The organism is Nocardia sp. NPDC057455, from assembly GCF_042802775.1.
Taxonomy (GTDB): domain Bacteria; phylum Actinomycetota; class Actinomycetes; order Mycobacteriales; family Mycobacteriaceae; genus Nocardia.
On record NZ_JBHVDM010000054.1, the window covers coordinates 1 to 20,997 of the forward strand.

A 20,997-nucleotide genomic window follows, 5' to 3' on the forward strand; every position below is an offset into this window, starting at 1 on the left:
CGCGAACACCCAGCGCCGCAGGCGCTGGAAAAAAACTCAGCTCAACGTGGTGTGCCAGACGATGGCGGCGGCCAGGGCTCCCGCACCGTTGACCGACCAGTGCAGGGCGATGGGGGCGAGCAGGCTTCCGCTGCGGTGGCGCAGCCAGGTGAACACCACGCCCGCCGCGGCCGTCGCGAGGACGGCGAGCAGGATTCCGATGACCTGTCCGGCGACGCCGCCGCCGATGACTCCGCTCAGGCCGCGGTTGCCCGAGGTCAGGCCGAAGGAGGAGGCGATATGCCAGAGACCGAACAAGAGGGAGCCCGCCGCGAAGACGCCGCGCGCACCGTAGGCGCGATGCAGTGTGCCGTGCAGCACGCCGCGGAAGGCCAGCTCCTCCGGTATGACGGTTTGCAGCGGGATGACGATCATCGAGGCGATCAGTGCGCCGGAGATGGTCGCGTAACGATCGGCCAGGAAGAACGGCCGGGTCAGCGGGAGCGCCGCCCCGATCGCCACGACCGCGAGAACCAGCCCCACCGCGGCGAGCGCGTAGAGCGAACCACGCCGCCAGTGCCGGGGCGAAAGGCCCAGTTCCGACCAACCGAGGCCACGCCTGCGCACCAGCGCGAGCAGTACGAGCGCCGCGACCGGCACCGTCACGATGCTCGCCCACGCGGTGGTGAAATGCGCGATCAGATTGGTACCCGCGAGGACGATCACGACAACGGCGACGTCGAGGTAGGCGTGCACTTCGCGGCGTGGGTGGGTCGGTGCTGCTAGGTCCGGCTCAGACATCCCGACCGAGTCTACAAATCGAGGCCGGTTTTGCTACGTGTCGGGGCGTTATTGCTGGATCGATCACTTTTTGCCGCCGAACCGGCCCGTCGGAGCCTCCGCCGTTTCCCTGCGCGGCGAGGCGAGTGCCCCGGGCGGGGGACGGCGCTCGGGGCACCCCGGGTCGGCGCTCCGATCACCTCTGTGGCACCAGCGGGGCTGACCCCGGTGTCGTCAACCGGCCCACCCGTGCGGATCGGTCCAGGCCTGCAAGGTACGCGTGGTCTCGAAGCGGCGCGGCTCGCGGGTGATCGGATCGGTGAACTCGAGCGCGGCGGCGAGCAACTGGAGCGGCCTGGTGAAGTCGTCGACGGGCTTGTCGGTGAGCGCCGGGTAGAAGTCGTCGCCGAGGATGGGGATACCGAGGCTGTTCATGTGCAGGCGTAGTTGGTGGGTCCGGCCGGTGTGCGGGCGCAGCCGGTAGCGGCCGAGGCCGTCGCGATGCGCGAGCAGTTCGATCTCGGTTTCCGCGTTGGGTTCGCCCGGCACTTCCTGGGCGGCGAGCACCTGCTTCTCCTTGATGATCCTGCTGCGCACCACGCGGGGCAGCTCGAGACCGGGATCGAAAGGAGCGATCGCCTCGTACTCCTTGCGCACGGTGCGCTTGTGGAACATGGTCTGGTACGCGCCGCGGCGGGCAGGGTTGATCACGAAAAGCAGCAGGCCCGCCGTGACGCGGTCGAGCCGATGCGCCGGGATCAGGTCGGGAAGGTCCAGTTCTCGGCGCAGCCGCACCAGCGCGGTCTGCAGGATGTGCTGACCGCGCGGAATCGTGGCCAGGAAGTGGGGCTTGTCCACTACCAGCAGGTCGTCGTCGCGATGCACGACGGAGATGTCGAACGGGACCACCGTCTCCTCGGGTAGGTCGCGGTGGAACCAGACCGCGCCGCCGGGCACGTACGGTGCGTCGAAGGAGATCGGGCCGTCCAGGTCGACGATGCCACCCGCGTGCAGCAGTTCGTCGATCCGTGTCGCGGGCACCCGGGGCAGGCGCTCCACCAGGTGGTCCCGGATGGTCGCCCAGTGACCCTGCTCCGGTAGTCGCAGCCGGGCCGGGTCCAAGCCGTGCCGCTTCGGCAACGGCGGTTGTTGCCGCCTTCTCATCGGTATCGACCCTAACCGCAGGCCGGGTTTGCGATAACCGAGGCCGTGACGCGCCGCGCGCTCAGTGGGCGCGGACCGCTATGCCCGGGTAATCCAGCACCAAGCCGGACTTGTCGTAGTCCAGGGTGCAGGTGAAGTCGAACTCCGGGGCGTCGTAGTGGAACCGTGGTCCGTGCGCGCCGTCGGCGATGCGGACGTAGCGCTGTTCCAACCGGGCCACCGCGGCGCCGGAGGCGTACACGTAGGCCGCGGGCGCTTCCGCGCCGTCACCGATCTCCCACGCCGAGCGGTGCACCGGGAGCGCGTTGGTCAGCGCCGAGGATTCCAAGTCCACATCCAGGCAGCCGTCGAGCAGCGGCGCGGGCATGCCGTCCAGCAGCCAGGAACCCGCGCTGTCGGACTCCAGCACCAGCGTGTTCCAGCCGCCGGGTCTGCGTACGGCCACCTGGGCCCGGCATGTCCGCCATTCGGTGTCCAGCGCGATCCGGTAATCCACCACCCATGCCGCGCCGTCCTCGACGGCGGTCGTGCAGCCGTCGATCAGCACACCCTGCTCGGTGACCCGGAAATAGGCCACCTCGAATCCCTCGCGGGCGGTGCGGTGCCGCCACGCGGCGGTGGGCGGCGGCGGCGCGAACATCATCGACTTCAGAATCCGCGCAGCCGGTCCGGAGTGACGCGCAGCACGACCGAGTACTCGGCATAGAACTGCTCGTCGGTCATGCCGATCGAGCGAAGGCCGTCGGTGTACTTCCTCGTGAACGCGTCGATTTCGTCGGCACCGGGCCGTTGGTCGACCACGCGCGCCGTGCCGGTGAGCACGACGACCTCGCCGCCATGCTCGGTGCTGTTGAGATTCAGCGAGACCCGGGGATTGCGCTGGATGTTGCGCACCTTCGGCTGGCCGGGCTTGCTGAAGATCAGGAACTCGCCGTCACGCCACTGGAACCAGACGGGGTTCGGCTGCGGTGTACCGGTGGGGCCGACGGTGGTCAGCCAGAGAACCGACTCGCGGTCGAGCCGTTCGGCGACTTTCGCGCCGAATTCGGTCTCGGTATCGACGACGGGGGTGGCGGATCGATCGGATGCCGTTGCGGTCATGGCAGGGTCAACGCTCCGGCTGCCGGGACGATTCCGCTCCACGCACACAAGCCACTCCGGCGCGTGCGAGTTCATCGCCGTCCGCACCGGCGAGTCGAGGCACGAGCGCGGCGCGCCCATCGCGGGCCCCACTATGGCGTGGCCCGCTCGTCGAGCACCATCAGACGGGCCTCGACGAGCGTCCCGCGTGCGCGCCGCCGGACCCGGCACAGTTCGACGCTGCAATCCAGGTGCACTTGCATGGCCGTATGCGCCTGGCCCGCGGTCAGTTCGCCGGGATCTTTCGCGCAATTGGACAGAACCGAAAACTTCGCCGTGCCATACATATTCGATACTCCTGCGCGTCGGATGGGTTCGCTTCCGGTTGAATTTAGCGATGCGCACGGGCTATCGGACCAGGATGCGCCGCCGTTCACGGAGGTTTCCCCGGCGCGTCGTGAATGCGAAAACTACAAGTCCGGAACGGTTTTCGCACATTGACGAATTAAGTCGGCAAGGACAACAGCCGGTATGCCGCCGAACGGCCTGGCGCGATACCGCTGCGAGGACGCGACTTGAGGACGCGGGGTTCGCCGCGCCGGACGGTGAACCCGAGCCATTCGGTGCGCGTGACCGGAAGGCGATGCATCGGGCGTGGAGCGATGGCGATGGCCCGGACGGGGCAAGGTAACTTAGGCTAACCTTTCTTACTGGGCGTCCCTGTGTGAGGATAGGGCGATTCCAGCGACGGATGCCGCAAGGGTGAGAGACGAGGGTCCAGATGACGGTAGAGGTCGCGCCGCTGCCGGCGGCGCAGACGGGGAACCGGCCGCCGAAGGCGGTGCTGAAAGAACGCAAGCAGCAAGAGGCGCGGGCCCGCAAGGAGATCCTCGCGCCCGTACGCGGCCCGTTGACCGTCGCGAGCGTCATCATGGCCGTCGCGTCGGCGTGCGCGGTCGTGCCCTTCGTGCTGATCGTGGCGGCCTGCCGCGAACTGCTCGCAGACCACGTGGACACCGATCGGGTATGGCGCCTGCTCACGATCGCGGTGCTCGTCCTGGTGGCCCGCGCGCTGCTCCAAGCCGCGGCGCTGACCTGGACGCATCTGGTCGACGCCGGGTATCAGCTCACCGTGCGCCGGGCGCTGGCGGCCAAGCTGACCCGGGTGCCGCTGGGCTGGTTCGGCGAGCGCACGTCCGGCGAGGTGAAGAAGTATCTGCAGGACGACGTGGAGGCATTGCACTACCTGGTGGCGCATGCCCGCCTGGAATTCGTCGGTGCGCTCACCATTCCGTTGATCACCCTCGGGTATCTGTTCACCGTCGAATGGCGGCTCGCCGTGGTGCTGTTGCTGCCGGTCCTGGCGTACGCCGTGCTCTACAGCCGGATGATGGACCGGGACGGCCGGGACCGCTTCGTGGTCTACACGCGCTCCGAACAGGCCACCAAGCAAGCGACCATCGAATTCGTCGACGGCATCCAGGTGGTGCGCGCCTTCGGCCAGGCGGGTAAGGCGCACAGCGCCTTCCAGGACGCTGTCGAACACCAAGCGCGCAGCGTGCACCGGCTGAAGATGCCGATCCTGAAGGTGCAGGCGGCCTCCGACATCGTCGTCACCCCGGTGTTCGTGATGCTGGTCGTGGTCTTCGGCGGACTGGCGGCAGTCGGCCTGGACTGGGTCGAGCCACTGGATGTGCTGCCGTTCCTGCTGGTCGGTCTGGGGCTGGGCAGCTCGTTGCTCAGCCTCGGCTACGGTGCGCAGGCCCTGCGGGCGGCCGCGGTGGCCGCGCAGCGCCTGCACGATCTGCAGCGGTCCCCCGAACTGAGCGCCGGGGCACCGAAATCCGCCGGACCGGAATCCGCGCCCGCCGGTCTGGTCCGATTCGAAGGGGTCGGCTTCGGCTATCGCTCCGGCCACGACGTGCTGCACGATATCGATCTCGAACTCGCCCCCGGCACCATCACCGCGCTGGTCGGCCCGAGCGGATCGGGCAAGTCGACGCTGGCCAAACTACTTCCGCGCTTCTACGACGTGGGATCGGGCCGGATCACCATCGGCGGCCGCGACGTCCGGGACTTCCCGAGCGACGAGCTCTACCGCACGGTCGGATTCGTCTTCCAGGACGTGCGGTTGATCCGCGGCAGCATCCGGGAGAACCTGCGCCTGGCTCGGCCCGACGCCGACGACGCGGCGCTGGAGCAGGCCGCCCGCGCCGCGCAGATCCACGAGCGCATCGTGGCGCTGCCGCGTGGCTACGACTCCGAGCTCGGCGTCGACGCGACCCTGTCCGGCGGCGAGGCCCAGCGGCTTTCCATCGCGCGGGCACTGCTCGCGGACACCCCCGTTCTCGTGCTCGACGAAGCGACCGCCTTCGCGGACCCGGAATCCGAGGCGGCGGTGCAGGATGCGCTGGCCGTGCTGGTCGCGGGCCGTACGGTGCTGGTCATCGCGCACCGGTTGCACACCATCACCGGGGTGGATCGAATCCTGGTGCTCGAACGGGGACGCCTGGTCGAGCAGGGTGATCACTCGAGTCTCGTCACGGCGGGTGGCGTCTACCAGCGGCTGTGGGAGATCAACGAAGCGGCGCTGGGCCAGATCGCCCTCGTCGACAGTGCGGAGGGTGTTCGATGATTCGCAAGGTGCTCGGCCTGGTTCCGGATGAATTCGCCCACCTGACACCGAAACTGTTCGCCGTCATCGTGGCGCAGGCACTCAGCCAGGCCGTGGCGTATCTGCTGCTGGTCCCGGTGCTGACGGCGCTCTTCGACGACGACCTCGGCCGCGCCTGGCTCTGGGCGCTCGGCATGCTCGCCGCCGTCGCGGGCGTGGTGGTGTTCGGCTACCTGCAGGCGGCGATCGGGTTGCGCGTCGGTATCGGCATGCAGCGCGGATTGCAGACTCGGCTCGGCGACCACTTGAACGCACTGCCCCTGGGCTGGTTCGAGACCCATGATGCCGGGCCGCTGGGGCGGCTGATGGTCGACAATGTGCGTGAGCTGCAAGGCCTTGTCGCCTATCTGCTGGCCAGGATTCTCACCGGTGTCATCGTGCCGCTCGCGGTCGCGGTCGGCATGCTGGCCGTCGATTGGCGCATCGCGCTGGCCATGCTGCTCGCCGCGCCGGTGCTCTACCTGGTGAACGGCGTGGCCAACCGCGCCTACACCCGCGCGGACCAGCGCATGCACGCGGCGGCGGCCGAAGCCGATTCGCGCGTCATCGAATTCGCCCAGGCCCAGCCGGTACTGCGCGCGTTCGGCGCGGTGGGCTCGGGAAACCGGGCACTCGACGCCGCTCTGGCGGGGCAGCGATCGGCCGGGTCGCGCATGGTGTTCGCCAGCGTGCCGGGGCTGATCCTGTTCGCCCTCTTCGTCCAGGCGGTATTCCTGGTACTGGTGTACGTCGCGGTGGCGCGGGTGACCGACGGAGCCATCTCCGCTGCCGTCGCGATCGCGCTGATCGCGGTGAGTTCGCGATTCATCGAACCGCTCAATCAAGCCGCGCAGCTGGGCACCGCGCTGCGTTCGGCGGGTACGGCCGCCGAACGGATCACCGAACTGCTCGACGAACCGGTGCTGCCGGAGGCGGACGCACCGGTCACGCCGGGAACGCCGTCGGTGGTCTTCGACGACGTGAGTTTCGGATACCGTCCCGGTGAGCCGGTGTTGTCGGGGGTGACCTTCAGCGTGCCCGCGGGCACCACCACGGCCATCGTCGGGCCGAGCGGCGCCGGCAAGACGACCTTGCTGCGGTTGGCCGCCCGGTTCTACGACGTGGATTCGGGCCGGGTGGTGGTGGGCGAGCACGACGTGCGTGATCAGCCGTCGGCGACGCTGCTCGATCAGCTGTCGCTGGTGTTCCAGAATGTGTACCTGTTCGATCGGTCGGTCGCCGAGAACATCCGGATCGGCAGGCCGGAGGCCGGTGATGCCGAAGTGCATCGCGCGGCGGCCGCGGCCAGGGTCGACGAGATCGTCGAGCGCCTACCCGACGGCTTCGACACCAGGGTCGGTGAGGGCGGCGCGGCGCTGTCCGGCGGTGAGCGCCAGCGCGTCTCGATCGCCAGGGCGCTGCTGAAGGACGCGCCCATCGTGCTGCTGGACGAGGTGACCAGTGCGCTGGATCCGCACAGCGAAGCGCTCGTGGTGCGCGGGATGCACGAGATCACCAAAGACAAGACGGTGATCGTCGTCGCGCACCGGCTGGCCACCATCGCCCACGCCGACCAGATCCTGTTCGTGGACGGCGGACGGATCGTGGAGCGTGGCACGCACGCGGAACTGCTCGCGCTGGACGGCCGCTACGCCGCGTTCTGGAACGAGCGGTCCCGCGCGGCGGGCTGGCATCTGGAACCTGTTGCGTCATAAGGGTTCGTGAGTCGAGCCGGTCGGCCGTGCACGCCGGGACATCCGGTGGCCGCGGTGGGTGCGTCCCCGGCCGGCTCGCCTCGTGATCGGAGCAAGAGCAGGAGCATCGGGTGGAGGTCCATTGCGGCTGTAAACGAATCGGCTGCCCTTCGCCGTGAGCACGTCGATATGCGAAAACGCCGCACCGCGCGGGGGAGCGGTGCGGCGTGGGAGAAAGACCCTACTTCCAGTAGGCCTGTGATTTGATCGCGGTCTTGGGCAGGTTGTGCGTCGTCTTGAAGCTCTTCGCGATCGAGCGGGTGGTGTGCCCGTCGCAGGCGACCCAGGCGAAGGCGTCGGCCGGACAGGTGAGTTCGTGCGCCGCTTCCCGCAGCAATCGGCCGTCATCGATGCGCTGCAGCCATGTCACCTGGTGGTGCGGTTTGTTGCGCAGCGGGATCGTGGTGTCGGATTCGTGCTGCCACTCCAGCCAGACTCGCGCCGGGATGTCGCCGATGGCATCGAGCAGCGAGTTGATCGCGGGCAGTGAGGCGGTGTCGCCGAAGATGAGATATTCGCCGGGGGTGGGCTCCGGCAGCTGGAAATTCGAGCCGAGCACCGACACGTCGAGTTCGTCACCCACCGAGGCGTTCTGCGCCCAGCGGGCGGCGAGCCCATCGTGCAGCGCGAACTCGATCGAGAGACGGTCACCGTCCGGGTCGGGGTCGACCAGGGTGTAGCCGCGCTGTTGCAGCTTGCCGCTCTCACCGTCCGGGAACCAGCACCGAACCCACTGCGTGGGGTGAACCGGGTGTTCGGCGAACAGCCCGCCGGCGGTGAAGCCGAGCCGCACGTATTTGTCGGTGACGTGTTCGGTCGACGTGACGGTGAGCCGGTAGTCGTTCCCACCCCACGCTTTGACTATCAGACCGTTGAAGCCTTTGCCCATGGCACTAAGGTTAGCCTAACAAAAGTTGAATGTCGCGTAGTGTGTCCGCCGCGGGACGACGGCAAACCCTGTACCCCCGGGAAATCGTCCCGGAGATACAGGGTTCGAGATCAGCAGGACAGCGCGAGCGCCGAGGCGAGGCTGCACTCCGCCTGGCGGGTCAGCTTCCAGTAGCCGTCGATCTGCTTCCACGACACGTCGTAGGTGAAGTCCGGGTAGCCCTCGGTGGCAACCAGCAGTCGCGCATCGATCCGGTCGCCGGAGGCGGACGGGTTGATCACGTTGTAGCGCAGGCTCGGCGGAGCGGCCGCGAGCAGGCCCGCGATCTTGTCCATCGTCGCGACGCCGGCATCGCCCGATTCCAGCTCCGCCGCTCGCGCGCTGCGCGCCGCGCCGGTGTTGATCGCCACGCGCAGTTTGGCGGTCAGCTCGCCGGCTCCGGGGGCCTGGGCGTGCAGGGGGGCGGTCAAGGGCGCCGCGACCGCGGGCGCCACGGTGCCCGCCGTGCCGGCAAGTGCGGCGGCGAGCACGAACGCCGTTGCGGCGAGCCGGGCAAGTGCCTTGTTCGAAGTCCTGGTCATTTGTTCATCCAATCGTTCGCGGGTGTGAGTGTCACCGCTCTGGTCGGGTACGAGTGTGCAATATAAGGTAAGCCTATGCAAACATAATCCGGACGGGTTCTGATTGCCGGTGCGGGAGCGGACCCGTGCACCCAGCGGGATGCCGCGGGACGTCGGAGAGAGTGGAGAACCGGTGGAAACGCTTCTGGTGATCGGAGCTGGCCCGAAAGCCCTTGCGGTGGCCGCGAAAGCGCACGTGATGCGCGAACTCGGCTTGCCCGCCCCGCGGGTCGTCGTCGTCGAGGCGCACGCGGTGGGCGGGAACTGGCTGCCGAGCGGTGGCTGGACCGACGGCAGGCACCGGCTGGGCACGAGCCCGGAGAAGGACGTGGGCTTCCCGTACCACTCGACCTGGGCTCGCGGGCGCAACCAGGAAATCAACGCGGCCATGACGGCTTACAGCTGGACGTCGTTCCTGGTCGAGCAGGGCACCTACGCGGAATGGATCGATCGAGGTCGTCCGAACCCGGCTCATCACGTCTGGGCCAAGTACCTGCAGTGGGTGGCGCGCCGGATCGATCTCGAACTCGTCTCCGGCACGGTGCGATCCATCGGCGCGACCGCCGAAGGCTGGCTCGTCACCGCGACCGATCCCGACGGCGGCACGATCCGGTTGGATGCGAGCGGGCTGATGATCACCGGTCCGGGCGCCAGCACCAAGGCCCTCGCCGACCATCCGCGAGTGTTGAGCATCGCGCAATTCTGGGACCTGGCCGGGCGGCGTAGCCTGCCCGTCGCCTCCCGGGTCGCGGTGATCGGTGGCGGCGAGACGGCGGGTTCGGCGCTGGATGAGCTGGTGCGCCACGGCATGCTCTCGATCTCGGTGATCTCGCCTATGGCCACGATCTACACCCGCGGCGAAAGCTATTTCGAGAACTCGCTGTTCAGCGATCCGGTCAAGTGGGCAGGATTGACTGTTCAGGAACGGCGCGACGTCATCCGCCGAACCGACCGCGGCGTCTTCTCGGTGCGGGTGCAGGAGAGCCTGCTCGGCGACAGCCGGGTGCATCACCTGCAGGGCCGTGCGGTTCGCGTCGCCGAGCAGGGTGACGGGGTGGCGCTGACGCTGCGCAACGAGCGGCGTCCGGATCAATCGCATACATTCGACCTGGTCATCGATGCCACCGGCGGACAGCCGCTGTGGTTTTTGAAGCTTTTCGATCAGGACGCGGCGGACCTGCTGGAGCTGGCGGTCGGCGGCAGGACCACCCAAGAGCGGATCGAGGTATCGATCGGCTACGACCTCGCGGTGTCGGGTATGGAGACCAAGCTCTACCTGCCCAACCTGGCCGCGGTCGCGCAGGGGCCGGGGTTCCCGAATCTGAGTTGCCTGGGCGAGCTTTCCGACCGTGTGCTGCAACCGGTCACGCGGCGGTCCGGTGCGTACCCGGCGGGCGCCGCCGCGCGGGCGCTCGGATGAGTGCCCACGCTGTCGACGCCGCGCACCGGGTCTCATTGCCGCACAGTCGGAATGTCCGCGGGTGTGCGCGGCAGATAGTAGAGCGTGATGCGGCGATCCGGCCGGATGTCGAAGTCGCCCAGATCGGGAACGCCGAACCGCTCGGTCATGCGGCGCACCGCGACGTTGCGGTGATCGGGTTCGATCAAGACGCGACGGCAGTTCGATTCCGCGAAGATTGCGGCCAGCAGGCCGCTGACGAAGGCGAACATGATGCCTCGCCCGATCGCCTCCGGGTCGGCGGTGGCCAGATGGAAGGCCACGTCATAAGGGTCGGCGTGATAGATCTTGGCGATCTCGTCCTTGGCCGGGCGATACAGCTCCAGGTAGGCGATGTCTCGACGGCCCAGTTCCGGCCGGCCCGCGGCGGCGAAGTCGTAGCCGACGATGTATGGGCGGGAATAGGTCCCGGCCAGCTGCGCGCGCAGATTCTGCCTGCGCAGTTCGAGGGGCCACGGCTGCTCCCACGACTCGAGCAGGTGCGGCCGGTTCATCCACTCGGTGAGCAGCTCCGCGTCGGCGCCCTCCGCGTCGACCGTCCGGATGTCGAACGGGGCGGGCAGGGCGGGCAGCGGCGGAGCGGGCACGGCCCGCAGTTCGTCGGAGATGTCGGTCAGCTCGCGCGCGATGACATAGGGCGTTTCAGTGGGGTTCATCGGTCGTCGAGCTCCGTTCGGTAGTGGCCCTGCTGGATGAATGTAAGGTTATCCTATGCTAACCTCACGTGGTCGGCGAGGCCCGGCCGTTCCTGGAGAACGGTGCAAAGGCCCTGCGCGCCGCGGCCGAATTCATTTGTCCGCGGCGTCTTTTCGCTGATACCGCGTTATGTGTAGGAGCTGTTGGATGTCGAGAAAACCTGGGTGGATTCGGAAGTTTCACAAGCCCGTCGCGGAAACGCTGCCACCCCTGGTGCTGTTTCCCCACGCAGGCAGTGGAGCCTCTACCTACCGCACCATGTCCAAAAGGCTCAGTGCGGATTTCGACGTCGTCCTGGTGCAATATCCGGGGCGCCAGGACCGGGCCGCCGAACCGATGGCCGCCAGTCTTTCCGAACTCGCGGCAGGCGCGCTCGCGGAATTCCTCGAATCCCCGTATCACCACGGTGTTCCGATCACGGTATTCGGGCACAGCGTCGGCGCGATGGTGGCCTTCGAGTTCGTCCGCCAGGCCGAGGCCGCCGGGGTGCCGGTGGCGCTGCTCGGCGCATCGAGCGCGGTGGCGCCCGCACTGGTGGCCGACAGCGAACCGCTGCCGACCGAGGACGAGGCGCTGCTCGACCGGCTCGCGTCGCTGAACGGCACCGGCGCGGACGTTCTGGCCGATCGCGACATCATGCGGATGACACTGCCCGCGCTCAAAGCCGACTACCGCGCCTTCGACGCCTACGTGTGCGAGCCGGATGTGCGGGTCGGCGCGCGGATCGAGGTCATCGGCGGCGCCGACGACGACTTCGTCACTGTCGGTGATCTGCGCCCATGGCTCGCGCACAGCTCTCGGGGCGGCTCGATCACGCTCTTCGACGGCGGGCACTTCTATTTGTACGACCACATCGACGGCATCGCGGAATTGCTCTCCGCCGCAGCCGCCGACGCCGGACAGTCCGCTCTTTCCAGTTAGGTTCACCATGTCAGGATCGGCTTCGGGGGACGAAGACCATATCGTCGTCGTCGGAATCGGGGTCGAGGCCCCCGGCGGAATAAACAGTCCACGAGAATTCTGGTCGGCGCTCACCGATTCGAAAGAGCTCATCGGCCCGCTGCCCCGCGACCGGGAATGGCCGATCGAACAGCTGCTCACCCTCGGCCGCAACGACGGCTGGAGCGATGTTCGCGACGCGGGTGGGTTTCTGTCCGAAGCAACGGAATTCGATCCGGCGTTCTTCGGGATCACGCCGCGGGAAGCCGTCGCGATGGATCCGCAGCAGCGCGTAGGATTGCGCGTCGCGTGGCGGGCGGTCGAGGATGCGGGCCTGAATCCCGGCGCCGTCGACGGTGCCGACGCGGGGTGCTGGATGGGCGTCACACCGCTGGAGTACGGCCCGCGCATGGCGAGCGTCAGCGAGCACAGCGGCTATCGGATGACCGGCACCACGCTCGGCGCGGTAGCCGGCCGGATCTCGCACAGCCTGGGCCTGATCGGGCCCTCGATCAGTGTGGACACCTCCTGCGCGGCGGGTTTGACCGCTCTGCATCAGGCGGCGGCGGCGATCCGGGCGGGCGAATGCGACTGGGCCCTGGCGGGTGGCGTGTGCGTGATGGGTTCACCCGGCATGTTCGTCGAGTTCGCGAAGAACAACGCGCTGTCGACCGACGGCCACTGCCGCGCGTACTCCGCGGGCACCACCGGGACGCTGTGGGGTGAAGGCGCGGGAGTGGTAGTGCTGGAGCCGGAATCGCGGGCACGGCGGCTCGGTCATCGGATCTACGCCCGGCTGCTCGGCTCCCGGGTCAATCACAACGGCAAGGGCGCCCCGCTGGCCGTGCCCAGCGCGGACGCGCAGGAGCGGCTGATCCGCGCCGCGCTCGCCGCGGCAGGCGTCTGCGCGGAACACATCGGACTCGTCGAGGGGCACGGCACCGGCACGTCGGTGGGCGACCCCATCGAACTGACCGCGCTGATCCGGATGTACGGCGCGCCCGAGCGTGCGCGGGGCGCGCTGCTGGGATCGGTCAAGTCGAACATCGGTCACACGCAGGCGGCGGCGGGCATGCTCGGCCTGATCAAGATGCTCCTGTGCGGCGCGAACGGTCACGTCGTCCCGAGTCTGTGGGCGGAGAACCCGACCGACGCGGTCGACTGGGCGGCCACGAGTCTGCGGCTGGCCACGAAATACGCACCGTGGGAGCCGATCGATGGCGTCCGCTACGGAGCGGTGTCGGCATTCGGTGTGGCGGGGACCAACGCGCACGCGATCGTCGGGATGCCCGTCCTGGAGGAGGACAGCGATGCCTGAATACCGGCTGCCGGACGGCACCACCCCGGTCCTGCTCTCCTCGGACAGCGCCGCCGGGCTGCGCGCCGAGGCCGCGGCGATCCTGGCCTACCTGGACACCCACTCCCGGGTGGACCCCGATCGACTGGCGAGCCATCTGTTCCGCACCAGGATCGCGCGCAGATATCGCGCGCTGGTCATGGTCGGCACGCGCGAGGAGCTGCTCGACGCGTTGCGGTCGGTCGCCGCGGACGCCGCGCATCCCGCGGTGGTGACCTCCGACGGCGCCGTCCCGGCAGGTCGCGTCGGATTCGTCTTCCCTGGCCAGGGCAGCCAGCGCCCCGGCATGGGCAAGCCCTACTACGACTTCTCGCCGGCGTACCGGGCCGCGGTGGACGAGTGCGCGGCGGTGCACGAGGAGCGATACGGCCATGCGCGGCCGGTGCACTATCTGCTCGCGGCCGATGAGGAATACGGCGAAACACTCTGGGAAGTGCAGCCCGCCAGAATGTTCCACCTGATCGGCTTGGCCGCCATGTGGCGGGCGGCGGGAGTGCGTCCCACCGCGACCATCGGGCACAGCCAGGGTGAACTCGCCGCCTGTGTGGTCTCCGGGGCGATGACATTGCGTGATGCGGTGCTGGTCGTCACGCACCGGGCCCAGCTCTTGGAGCGGGACCTGTCGGACGGGTACGCGGTGGCAGTACTCGGCGCGGAACGCGAGGAGTGCGAGGAGCTGCTGGCCCGGAATTCGGGGTGGGCGGAGGTCTCCATCATCAACTCACCTCGTTTGATCGGCGTTTCCGGCCACGAGGCGGCAATCGCGGAACTCGTCGCGACCGCCACCGCGAAGGGACTGTTCGCGCGCCGGATCCAGATGTCCTTCCCATCGCACACCTCCGCGATGACACGGTTGCGCGTCGAATTCCAGTCCGCGCTGGAGGAACTGAGCAGCAAGACCTTCACCCTCGGCGAGATCGACTGCTATGGAGGGACGCTCGGCGCGGCGATCACCGCCGAGGTTACGCATCACGACTACTGGTACTGGAACCTGCGCAACCGGGTCCGCTTCGATCGCGCGATCATGGCGGCGTCCGAGAACGTGGACACCTTCGTCGAGATCGCCGAGCACCCGACGTTGCAGCCGGCGCTGCGCGAGAATCTGTCCGGCGTCGCGTCCGAGCCGGCGCGGGCCGCCCGCGAGTTCCGCATCGTCGGGACGTCGCTGCGCACCGCGAACGGGCTGGGTGAGTTCACCCGCAATGTGGCCGAGGTCGCGGTGCACGATCCGCACTACGACTGGCAGGCCCTGCGCACCGGATCGGCGCAGCGGACGCGGGCGCTGCCGTTGCGTGACTTCCCCGCCACCGTGATGAATCAGAAAAGGCTGTGGGCGCCGTATCAGTCGGGGATGGAGGCGCCGGTCCCGGTCGCCGTGCCGCCCGTGCGGTTGCGCGAGGAGTGGGCGAAGTTGTCCCGAATCGCGCTGGCCGAGCCGCGGACCGTGCTGTTCGCCGAACACGACGGTCGCGCCGACGCACTCGCGACGGCGATGCGAGCGCGGGCTCCGCGCCACGGGGCCGCCATCTCCGACGCCGAGACCCCCGCCGACACCATGGTGCTGCTGCTCGCGCCGGTCGCGGCCGACGACGAGGAAGGTGCGGTAGCGGAACTCGCCGCGTTCGCTCGGACCGCCGAGCCGCTGACCGCGATAGTTCCCGGTGTCACCGAATGCTGGCTGGTGACAACCGGTGCGGAGGCGGTGACCGCGGAAGATGTTCCTTCCCTCGGGCACTCGGCGGCGAGTGCCGCGTATCGCAGCCTGGGCCTGGACCATCTCGGCATCGCCTTCCGGCACCTCGACTTGCCGCCGGATGCCGCGGCGCAGGACCCGGCCGCGCTGGCCGACAAGATCTTCGAAGCCATTCACGTGCTGGGCGAGCCCGAACTCGCCCTGCGGGACGGGAAGTTGCACGCGAAGCGTCTCGTCCGGGCCGAGCCGTCCGGTGATTCGACCTCTCCGGATCTGCGCGAGGTAGTGATCCTCGGCGGGACGGGCTGTGTCGGGCTGGAGTTCTGCGCGCAGTTCGTCCGCGACGGCGCGCGCCGGATCACCCTGGTGAACCGCACCGGGGAGACGAGCGCGCTCACCGAGCGGCTGCGGGTGATACGCAAGCTCGGCCGGACCGAAATCGACGTGGTGGCCTGCGATATCACCGACGGCGCGGCGGTCGCCGACCTCGCGCGGCGTTTCGCCGAGCGTCCGGTGAGTGTGGTGGTGCACGCCGCCGTCCAGTACGCGTGGGCCGGGTTCGAACCGGCGGCGGTCGTCGAGGCAGCCGCCGCGAAGGTGCTCGGCGTCGCCGAGGTGCTGCGTGCGGTGCCGCTGGCCGCCGACTGCACCGTGCTGTTGTGCTCCTCGTTCGTGGCCACGCTCGGCGGGCGCGAACAGGCGTTGTACGCGGCCACCAATCGCATGCTCGACAGCCTCGCCGTCCGGCTGCGGGCGCAGGGCAGGGATTGCGTGTCGGTGCAATGGGGACTGTGGGGGCTGCCCGGCGCGGAACACGCCGCCGTGGAGGCCAGGATCCTCGGTGCGGGTTTGCAGCCCATGCCCGCCATGCCCGCGATCGCGGCGGGCCTCGCCGATCGCACCGGGAACGCTGTGGTGCTGTCCGCGGACTGGGAGCGGCTGCGGGAGACGGTCGAGCTCGTCGGCCTGACAACGGTCTTCGCCTCCGCGTTCCCGGCTCCAGAGCCTTCGGCTCCCGTGGCCACCGCGTCCGCGCCGCCGCCATCGACCGCCGTCGAGCCGCAAGCGGATGCGACAGACGATTTCGCGGAGATCATCCGGCGCGAACTCGGACAAGTCATGCTCGTCGACGGTCCCGACCACATCGATGGCTCGGTCCCGCTGGTGGCGCTCGGCTTCGACTCGTTGCAGGCGGTCGACCTGCGCGCGCGGATCAAAACGACGTTGAACCGCGAACTGCCGGTCGCGGCCATTCTGGGCGGCGCGTCCCTGGACGACGTCGTGCTGCTCATGTCCGAGAACCGAGGCTGATGGTGCCCGAGAACACAGGCTCAGGAGGCCGCTTCATGTCGGAGAACACGCAGGCGCCCATGCCCGAGATCGAGGACGTGCTCGCGCTGAGCCCGTTGCAGGAGGGTCTGTTCTCGCTGGCCAGGCTGGCCGGGGAAGGCGATCTGTACGCACTGCAATTCGTCTACGAGATCGCGGGCCCCGTCGATGGGGCACTCCTGCGCCGCAGCGTCGAGGCGATCCTGCGGCGGCACGCGAACCTGCGCGCGTCGTTCTGGGATCGCGACCTTCCGCGGCCGGTGCAGATCGTGCCCGCCGCCGCCGAGCTGCCCTGGGCTGAACGCGCGATCGATCCGGCCGAACTCGACGCCGTCATCGCGGCAGAAACGCGCGCGCCGTTCGACCTGGCGCGCGGCCCGCTGCTGCGCGTGCTGCTGCTGCGGTTGCCCGACGACACCCGGCGTCTGGTCCTGACCGCCCACCACATCCTGCTGGACGGCTGGTCGCTCGGCGTGTTCTTCCGGGAACTGTTCGCCCTGTACCAGGCGGGCGCCGTGGCGGACGCGCTGCCCGCACCGCGGCCCTACCGGGACTACATCGGCTGGCTGTCCGCGCGCGACAACGAAGCCGCACTGCGCGCCTGGCGGGAATACCTCGGTGATCTCGATCCGCTGATCGTCGCCGACCGCGGCGATTCGACGGTCAACACGATCGTGCCCACGATCGACACGCTGACTTTGGACGCGGCCGACACCAGCCGGTTGACGGCATGGGCGCGGGCGAACGCGCTGACGATGAACACCGTCGTGCAATACGCCTGGTCGGTTGTGCTCGGCAGATTGACCGACCGGAGCGACGTGGTGTTCGGCACCACCGTCTCGGGGCGGCCGGACGAGCTGTCCGGTGTCGAGACCATGATCGGGTTGTTCATCAACACCGTCCCCGTCCGCGTGGCCGTGGGCGCAGGCAACGTGGTGCGCGACTGCGCGCGGCTGCAACGCGAGTCGGCGCCGATGCGTGACCTCGCCTATGTCAGCCTGTCGGCGATTCAGCGGTCGGTGGGTTCCGGCACGCTGTTCGACACCCTGTTCGTGTACGAGAACGCGCCCATGTCCGACGTGCTGCGCCCCATCGAGTTGGCCGACGGTGTCCGGTTCCGGCCGATCACGTCGGAGAGCTTGACGCACTACCCGCTCGCGGTGACCTCGTTCCTGTACGAGGGGCAGCTGGTGGTGACGGTCGAGGCGGTGCAGGCCGCGTTGCGCACCCTGTCCGGTCCCGACGTCGCGGCGCGGTTGATCTCGGTGCTGCGGCAGTTGCCCGAGATCGGTGAGCGCGGGCCGGACGCTCTGGACGTGCTGCTGCCCGGCGAGAGCGCGCGGCCCCCCGCCGTTGTCGCCGAAGATGTGCGCGGCGCGACCGTGTGGGAGTTGTTCGAGCGCCAGGTGGCCGCCACGCCGGACGCGCTCGCGCTCAGCACCGAGCGAGATCGGTACACCTACCGCGAGTTGGCCGATGCCGCCGGCCGATTGGCCGGTGTCATCGCTGCCTACGGCGCCGGTCCGGAAGACGTCGTCGCCTTGGCCTTGCCGCGGTCGGCTCAGTCGATCGTGGCGATCCTCGCCGTGCTCGCCACCGGCGCGGCCTATGTGCCCGTCGACATCACGCTGCCCGCCACCCGCATCGAATCGTTCGTCCGCCGATCCCGTCCGCGGCTGATCCTGGCCGACGCCTGGGGCCTGCCCGCGCTCCACGAGATCGGGGACAGCTCGCAGATACTGCTGATGGACCAGCTCTCCGAGCGTCTGCCCGCGTTCGCACCCGTGCCCGGCCGCCCGGACCAGTCCGCCTATCTGATCTTCACCTCCGGTTCCACCGGGGAACCCAAGGGCGTCGTGGGCACCCACTCCGCGCTGGCCGCGTATTTCGCCGACCACCGCGACCGGGTCTACCGGCCCGCCGTGGCGCGGCTCGGTAGACCGCTGCGGATCGCGCACGCGTGGTCGCTCAGCTTCGACGCATCCTGGCAACCGCTGATCGGACTGCTCGACGGACATGCCATCCACCTGTTCGACGCCGAGGAGATGCGCGACGCTCGTCGCCTGGTCGACGGCATCGTCCGGCACGGACTGGACATGATCGACACGACTCCGTCGATGTTCGCCCAGCTCGCCGCGGCCGGGCTGGTCGACGCGGGCACCACGCCGCTGTCGGTGCTCGCGCTCGGCGGCGAGGCCATCGGCGTCCCGCTGTGGAAGCAGTTGTGCGCGCTGCCCGATACCGCCGTGCACAACTGCTACGGCCCCACCGAGACGACGGTCGAGGCGGTGGTCGCCGCGGTAATCGACGGCGCTGCCGAGCCGGCCATCGGGGCGCCGGTCACCGGAATGACCGGTTATGTCCTGGATTCGCGGCTGCGGCAGGCGCCCGTGGGCGTCGTGGGCGAGCTGTATCTCGCCGGCGCCCAGCTCGCCCGCGGGTATGTCGGCATGCCGGGAATCACCGCGGACCGGTTCCTCGCCGATCCACACCGCGCGGGCGAACGGATGTATCGCACGGGCGATCTGGTGCGCCGCTTGCCTTCCGGTGATCTGGCCTACGTCGGTCGCGCGGACGACCAGGTGAAGATCCGCGGCTACCGGATCGAGATCGGCGACATCGAGACGGCCTTGCTCGCGCTGCCGGGCGTAGCGGCCGCCGCGGTGGTCGTGGTACGTCGAGCGGGCGGTCCCGGCCTTGCCGCGTTCGCCGTGGGTGACGGACTCGACACGGTGGAACTGCGCGCGGCACTGGCCGAGCGGCTGCCCGGGTACATGGTGCCGAACCGGATTCTGGTCGTCGAGCAGCTGCCGGTGACCAGCAACGGAAAGCTCGACGGGAAGCGGCTCGCGGCGCTCGCCGAGGATCAGGCCACCGGTGCGGGAGCGAGCACGACGCCCGCGCGTACCGGGACCGAACACCGCCTGTGCGCCGTGGTGGCCGAGTTGTCCGGCGGTCCCGTTCCGGGCATCGATGACGACCTGGTCGGCCTGGGCATGGACAGCATCGTGGCAATCTCCCTGGTCAATCGCCTACGGCGCGACGGGCTTTCGATCAGTCCGAAGGCGGTGCTGAGCGCCTCGACGATCCGGGAGCTGGCCGCGCGGATCGACGCGGGAGCAGGCCACGAACGCGCGTCGACGTCCGAGGGCTACGGGCCGGTCGGCCCGACGCCGATCGTGTCCTGGATGCACGAGTACGGGGGCTACCGCAGGCTCGCCCTGAGCAATCTGCTCGAGCTGCCCGACGGCATCGATTCCGACGGGCTGACCGCCGTGTTGCAGGCGTTGCTCGACGGCCACGACATGCTGCGGGCCCGTTTCGTCAGCACGACGGCGGGCTACGAACTCCATACGCGCGCTCCGGGCAGCGTACGCGCGCAGGACATCCTGTCCCGGGTCGACGAAGGGGAAGACTTCTACGCGACGGTGGCGGCTCGCGGCCATGCGGTCGCCGACGAGATCGATCCGTTCACCGGTGACCTGGTGCGCGCCGTGTGGTTCGCCAGATCCGGTGCCCCCGACGTGCTGCTGCTCACCATCCACCACTTGGCCGTCGACCCGGTCTCCTGGTACATCATCTCCGCCGACCTGGAAGCGTGCTGGGCGGAGGTCGTCGCGGGACGCACGCCGACCCCGGCGGTCGAGCACACCGGCTACCGGCAGTGGGCGCGGCTGTTGCGCGAACGGGTGGGCACCGAGGCGGTTTCGGCTCAGCGCGACTACTGGACGCGCCAAGTCGCCGCACCCGATCCGGTGCTCGGCGCCCGGCTACCCGACCCGGCATCCGACACCTGGGCTTCCTACCGGGTCCACCCCGTGCCGACCTCGGCCGAGACGAGCGCGGCGATCCTGGACAACCTCGGCGGCGGCGCGGCCGGGGTGCGCGAGTTCCTGCTCGCCGCATTGACGTTGACGCTGGCGAGCTGGCGCGCGGAACGCGGTCAGGACCCAGCGGCGGGCGCGTATGTCGCGCTGGAAGGCCACGGCCGGGAGGACGAGGTCCTCGGCGCCGACATCGACAGCGCGCACACGGTGGGCTGGTTCACCAGCATCGTGCCCGCCCGGCTCGGCGCAGGCGCCCAGAGCGTGGATGTGGCTACGGCGCTGGCGGATCCGGCGCGTGCCGCCGCACTGCTCGAGCACATCGCGACGCACCTGGCCGAACTGCCCAACGGCGGTGTGGACTTCGGCGTGCTGCGCTACCTCGACCAAGCGCCCGAGTTGGCCGGCGCCCCGCAACCGCAGGTGCTCTTCGACTACCTGGGCCGGTTCGACATGGCCGGTGCGGGCCGGCCTTGGGCGCCGATCCCGGATCTGGCGTTGCACGAGTGCCTACCGCTCGTCGCGGAGCCCGACTTCCCGCTTCGCTACGCGCTCGATGTCGTCTCGGCGGTGCGGACCACCACCGAGGGGCCGCAGTTGGTGACCATGCTGCGCTGGAGCGAGGCGGTGTTCAGCGCCGCCGAGGTCGGCCGGCTCGCCGAGCTGTGGCACGACGCCGTCGCGGCGCTCGAGCGCGCCGTCTCCATGGTGACCGTCGGCGCCGACTGACCGCGACACCCGAGCCACTCAGCCCATTCGAATTCCCAGCCTGAAGGACCAA

15 protein-coding genes are annotated in these 20,997 nt (G+C 69.2%); 7 read left to right on the top strand and 8 right to left on the bottom strand.

The window, feature by feature from the left end; all coding sequences use genetic code 11:
• Positions 1-36: 36 nt before the first annotated feature.
• The 5 genes from ACFU5M_RS21690 to ACFU5M_RS21710 form a co-directional block, all read right to left on the bottom strand.
• Positions 37-780 (bottom strand): CPBP family intramembrane glutamic endopeptidase, encoded by a 744-nt coding sequence (locus ACFU5M_RS21690; protein ID WP_379051976.1) that lies wholly within the window; start codon positions 778-780, stop codon positions 37-39.
• A gap of 213 nt (positions 781-993) precedes the next feature.
• On the bottom strand, positions 994-1,923 hold the full coding sequence (locus tag ACFU5M_RS21695; RefSeq protein ID WP_379051979.1) for an RluA family pseudouridine synthase: 930 nt from the start codon (positions 1,921-1,923) through the stop codon (positions 994-996).
• A gap of 61 nt (positions 1,924-1,984) precedes the next feature.
• A complete protein-coding gene (locus tag ACFU5M_RS21700; protein ID WP_379051981.1) occupies positions 1,985-2,566 on the bottom strand; it encodes a putative glycolipid-binding domain-containing protein in 582 nt (193 codons plus the stop codon).
• Between the two features lie 5 nt (positions 2,567-2,571).
• Entirely contained in the window at positions 2,572-3,024 is a 453-nt protein-coding gene (locus ACFU5M_RS21705; RefSeq protein ID WP_379051984.1) for a TIGR03667 family PPOX class F420-dependent oxidoreductase, read from the bottom strand.
• Between the two features lie 131 nt (positions 3,025-3,155).
• Entirely contained in the window at positions 3,156-3,350 is a 195-nt protein-coding gene (locus ACFU5M_RS21710; RefSeq protein WP_379051987.1) for a hypothetical protein, read from the bottom strand.
• Between the two features lie 434 nt (positions 3,351-3,784).
• Here ACFU5M_RS21710 and ACFU5M_RS21715 point away from each other — a divergent pair, with 434 nt between their 5' ends.
• Together ACFU5M_RS21715 and ACFU5M_RS21720 are read left to right on the top strand one after the other, a co-directional pair.
• Positions 3,785-5,638 carry an ABC transporter ATP-binding protein gene (locus tag ACFU5M_RS21715; protein WP_379051990.1) on the top strand — a complete coding sequence of 618 codons (1,854 nt, stop codon included), beginning with the start codon at positions 3,785-3,787 and terminating at the stop codon, positions 5,636-5,638.
• Positions 5,635-7,371: an ABC transporter ATP-binding protein gene (locus ACFU5M_RS21720; RefSeq protein WP_379051993.1), complete on the top strand. Its 1,737-nt coding sequence runs from the start codon at positions 5,635-5,637 to the stop codon at positions 7,369-7,371. The genes ACFU5M_RS21715 and ACFU5M_RS21720 overlap by 4 nt, the downstream gene beginning before the upstream one ends.
• A gap of 220 nt (positions 7,372-7,591) precedes the next feature.
• On the opposite strand, the gene ACFU5M_RS21725 is transcribed toward ACFU5M_RS21720, so the two are convergent.
• Complete coding sequence (locus ACFU5M_RS21725) at positions 7,592-8,299, bottom strand: siderophore-interacting protein (RefSeq protein ID WP_379051995.1); 708 nt, start codon at positions 8,297-8,299, stop codon at positions 7,592-7,594.
• 110 nt (positions 8,300-8,409) lie between these two features.
• Positions 8,410-8,880 (bottom strand): hypothetical protein, encoded by a 471-nt coding sequence (locus tag ACFU5M_RS21730; protein WP_379051997.1) that lies wholly within the window; start codon positions 8,878-8,880, stop codon positions 8,410-8,412.
• A gap of 172 nt (positions 8,881-9,052) precedes the next feature.
• Here ACFU5M_RS21730 and ACFU5M_RS21735 point away from each other — a divergent pair, with 172 nt between their 5' ends.
• Entirely contained in the window at positions 9,053-10,339 is a 1,287-nt protein-coding gene (locus ACFU5M_RS21735; RefSeq protein WP_379051999.1) for a SidA/IucD/PvdA family monooxygenase, read from the top strand.
• Positions 10,340-10,371: 32 nt separating this feature from the next.
• Here the strand turns inward: ACFU5M_RS21735 and ACFU5M_RS21740 are convergent, their stop codons facing one another.
• Complete coding sequence (locus tag ACFU5M_RS21740; RefSeq protein WP_379052001.1) at positions 10,372-11,034, bottom strand: GNAT family N-acetyltransferase; 663 nt, start codon at positions 11,032-11,034, stop codon at positions 10,372-10,374.
• 187 nt (positions 11,035-11,221) lie between these two features.
• On the opposite strand from ACFU5M_RS21740, the gene ACFU5M_RS21745 reads away from it, so the two are divergent.
• From ACFU5M_RS21745 to ACFU5M_RS21760, 4 genes are read left to right on the top strand one after another with little or no spacing between them, the layout of a single operon-like run.
• The gene (locus ACFU5M_RS21745; RefSeq protein ID WP_379052003.1) at positions 11,222-11,995 is read left to right on the top strand and encodes a thioesterase II family protein; all 774 of its coding nucleotides are present in this window, start codon (positions 11,222-11,224) and stop codon (positions 11,993-11,995) included.
• 7 nt (positions 11,996-12,002) lie between these two features.
• Complete coding sequence (locus ACFU5M_RS21750) at positions 12,003-13,331, top strand: polyketide synthase (protein ID WP_379052005.1); 1,329 nt, start codon at positions 12,003-12,005, stop codon at positions 13,329-13,331.
• Positions 13,324-16,374 carry a nocobactin polyketide synthase NbtC gene (gene nbtC, locus ACFU5M_RS21755; protein ID WP_379052006.1) on the top strand — a complete coding sequence of 1,017 codons (3,051 nt, stop codon included), beginning with the start codon at positions 13,324-13,326 and terminating at the stop codon, positions 16,372-16,374. The genes ACFU5M_RS21750 and nbtC overlap by 8 nt, the downstream gene beginning before the upstream one ends.
• Positions 16,375-16,409: 35 nt before the next feature.
• Complete coding sequence (locus ACFU5M_RS21760) at positions 16,410-20,945, top strand: amino acid adenylation domain-containing protein (RefSeq protein WP_379052008.1); 4,536 nt, start codon at positions 16,410-16,412, stop codon at positions 20,943-20,945.
• Positions 20,946-20,997 lie beyond the last annotated feature (52 nt).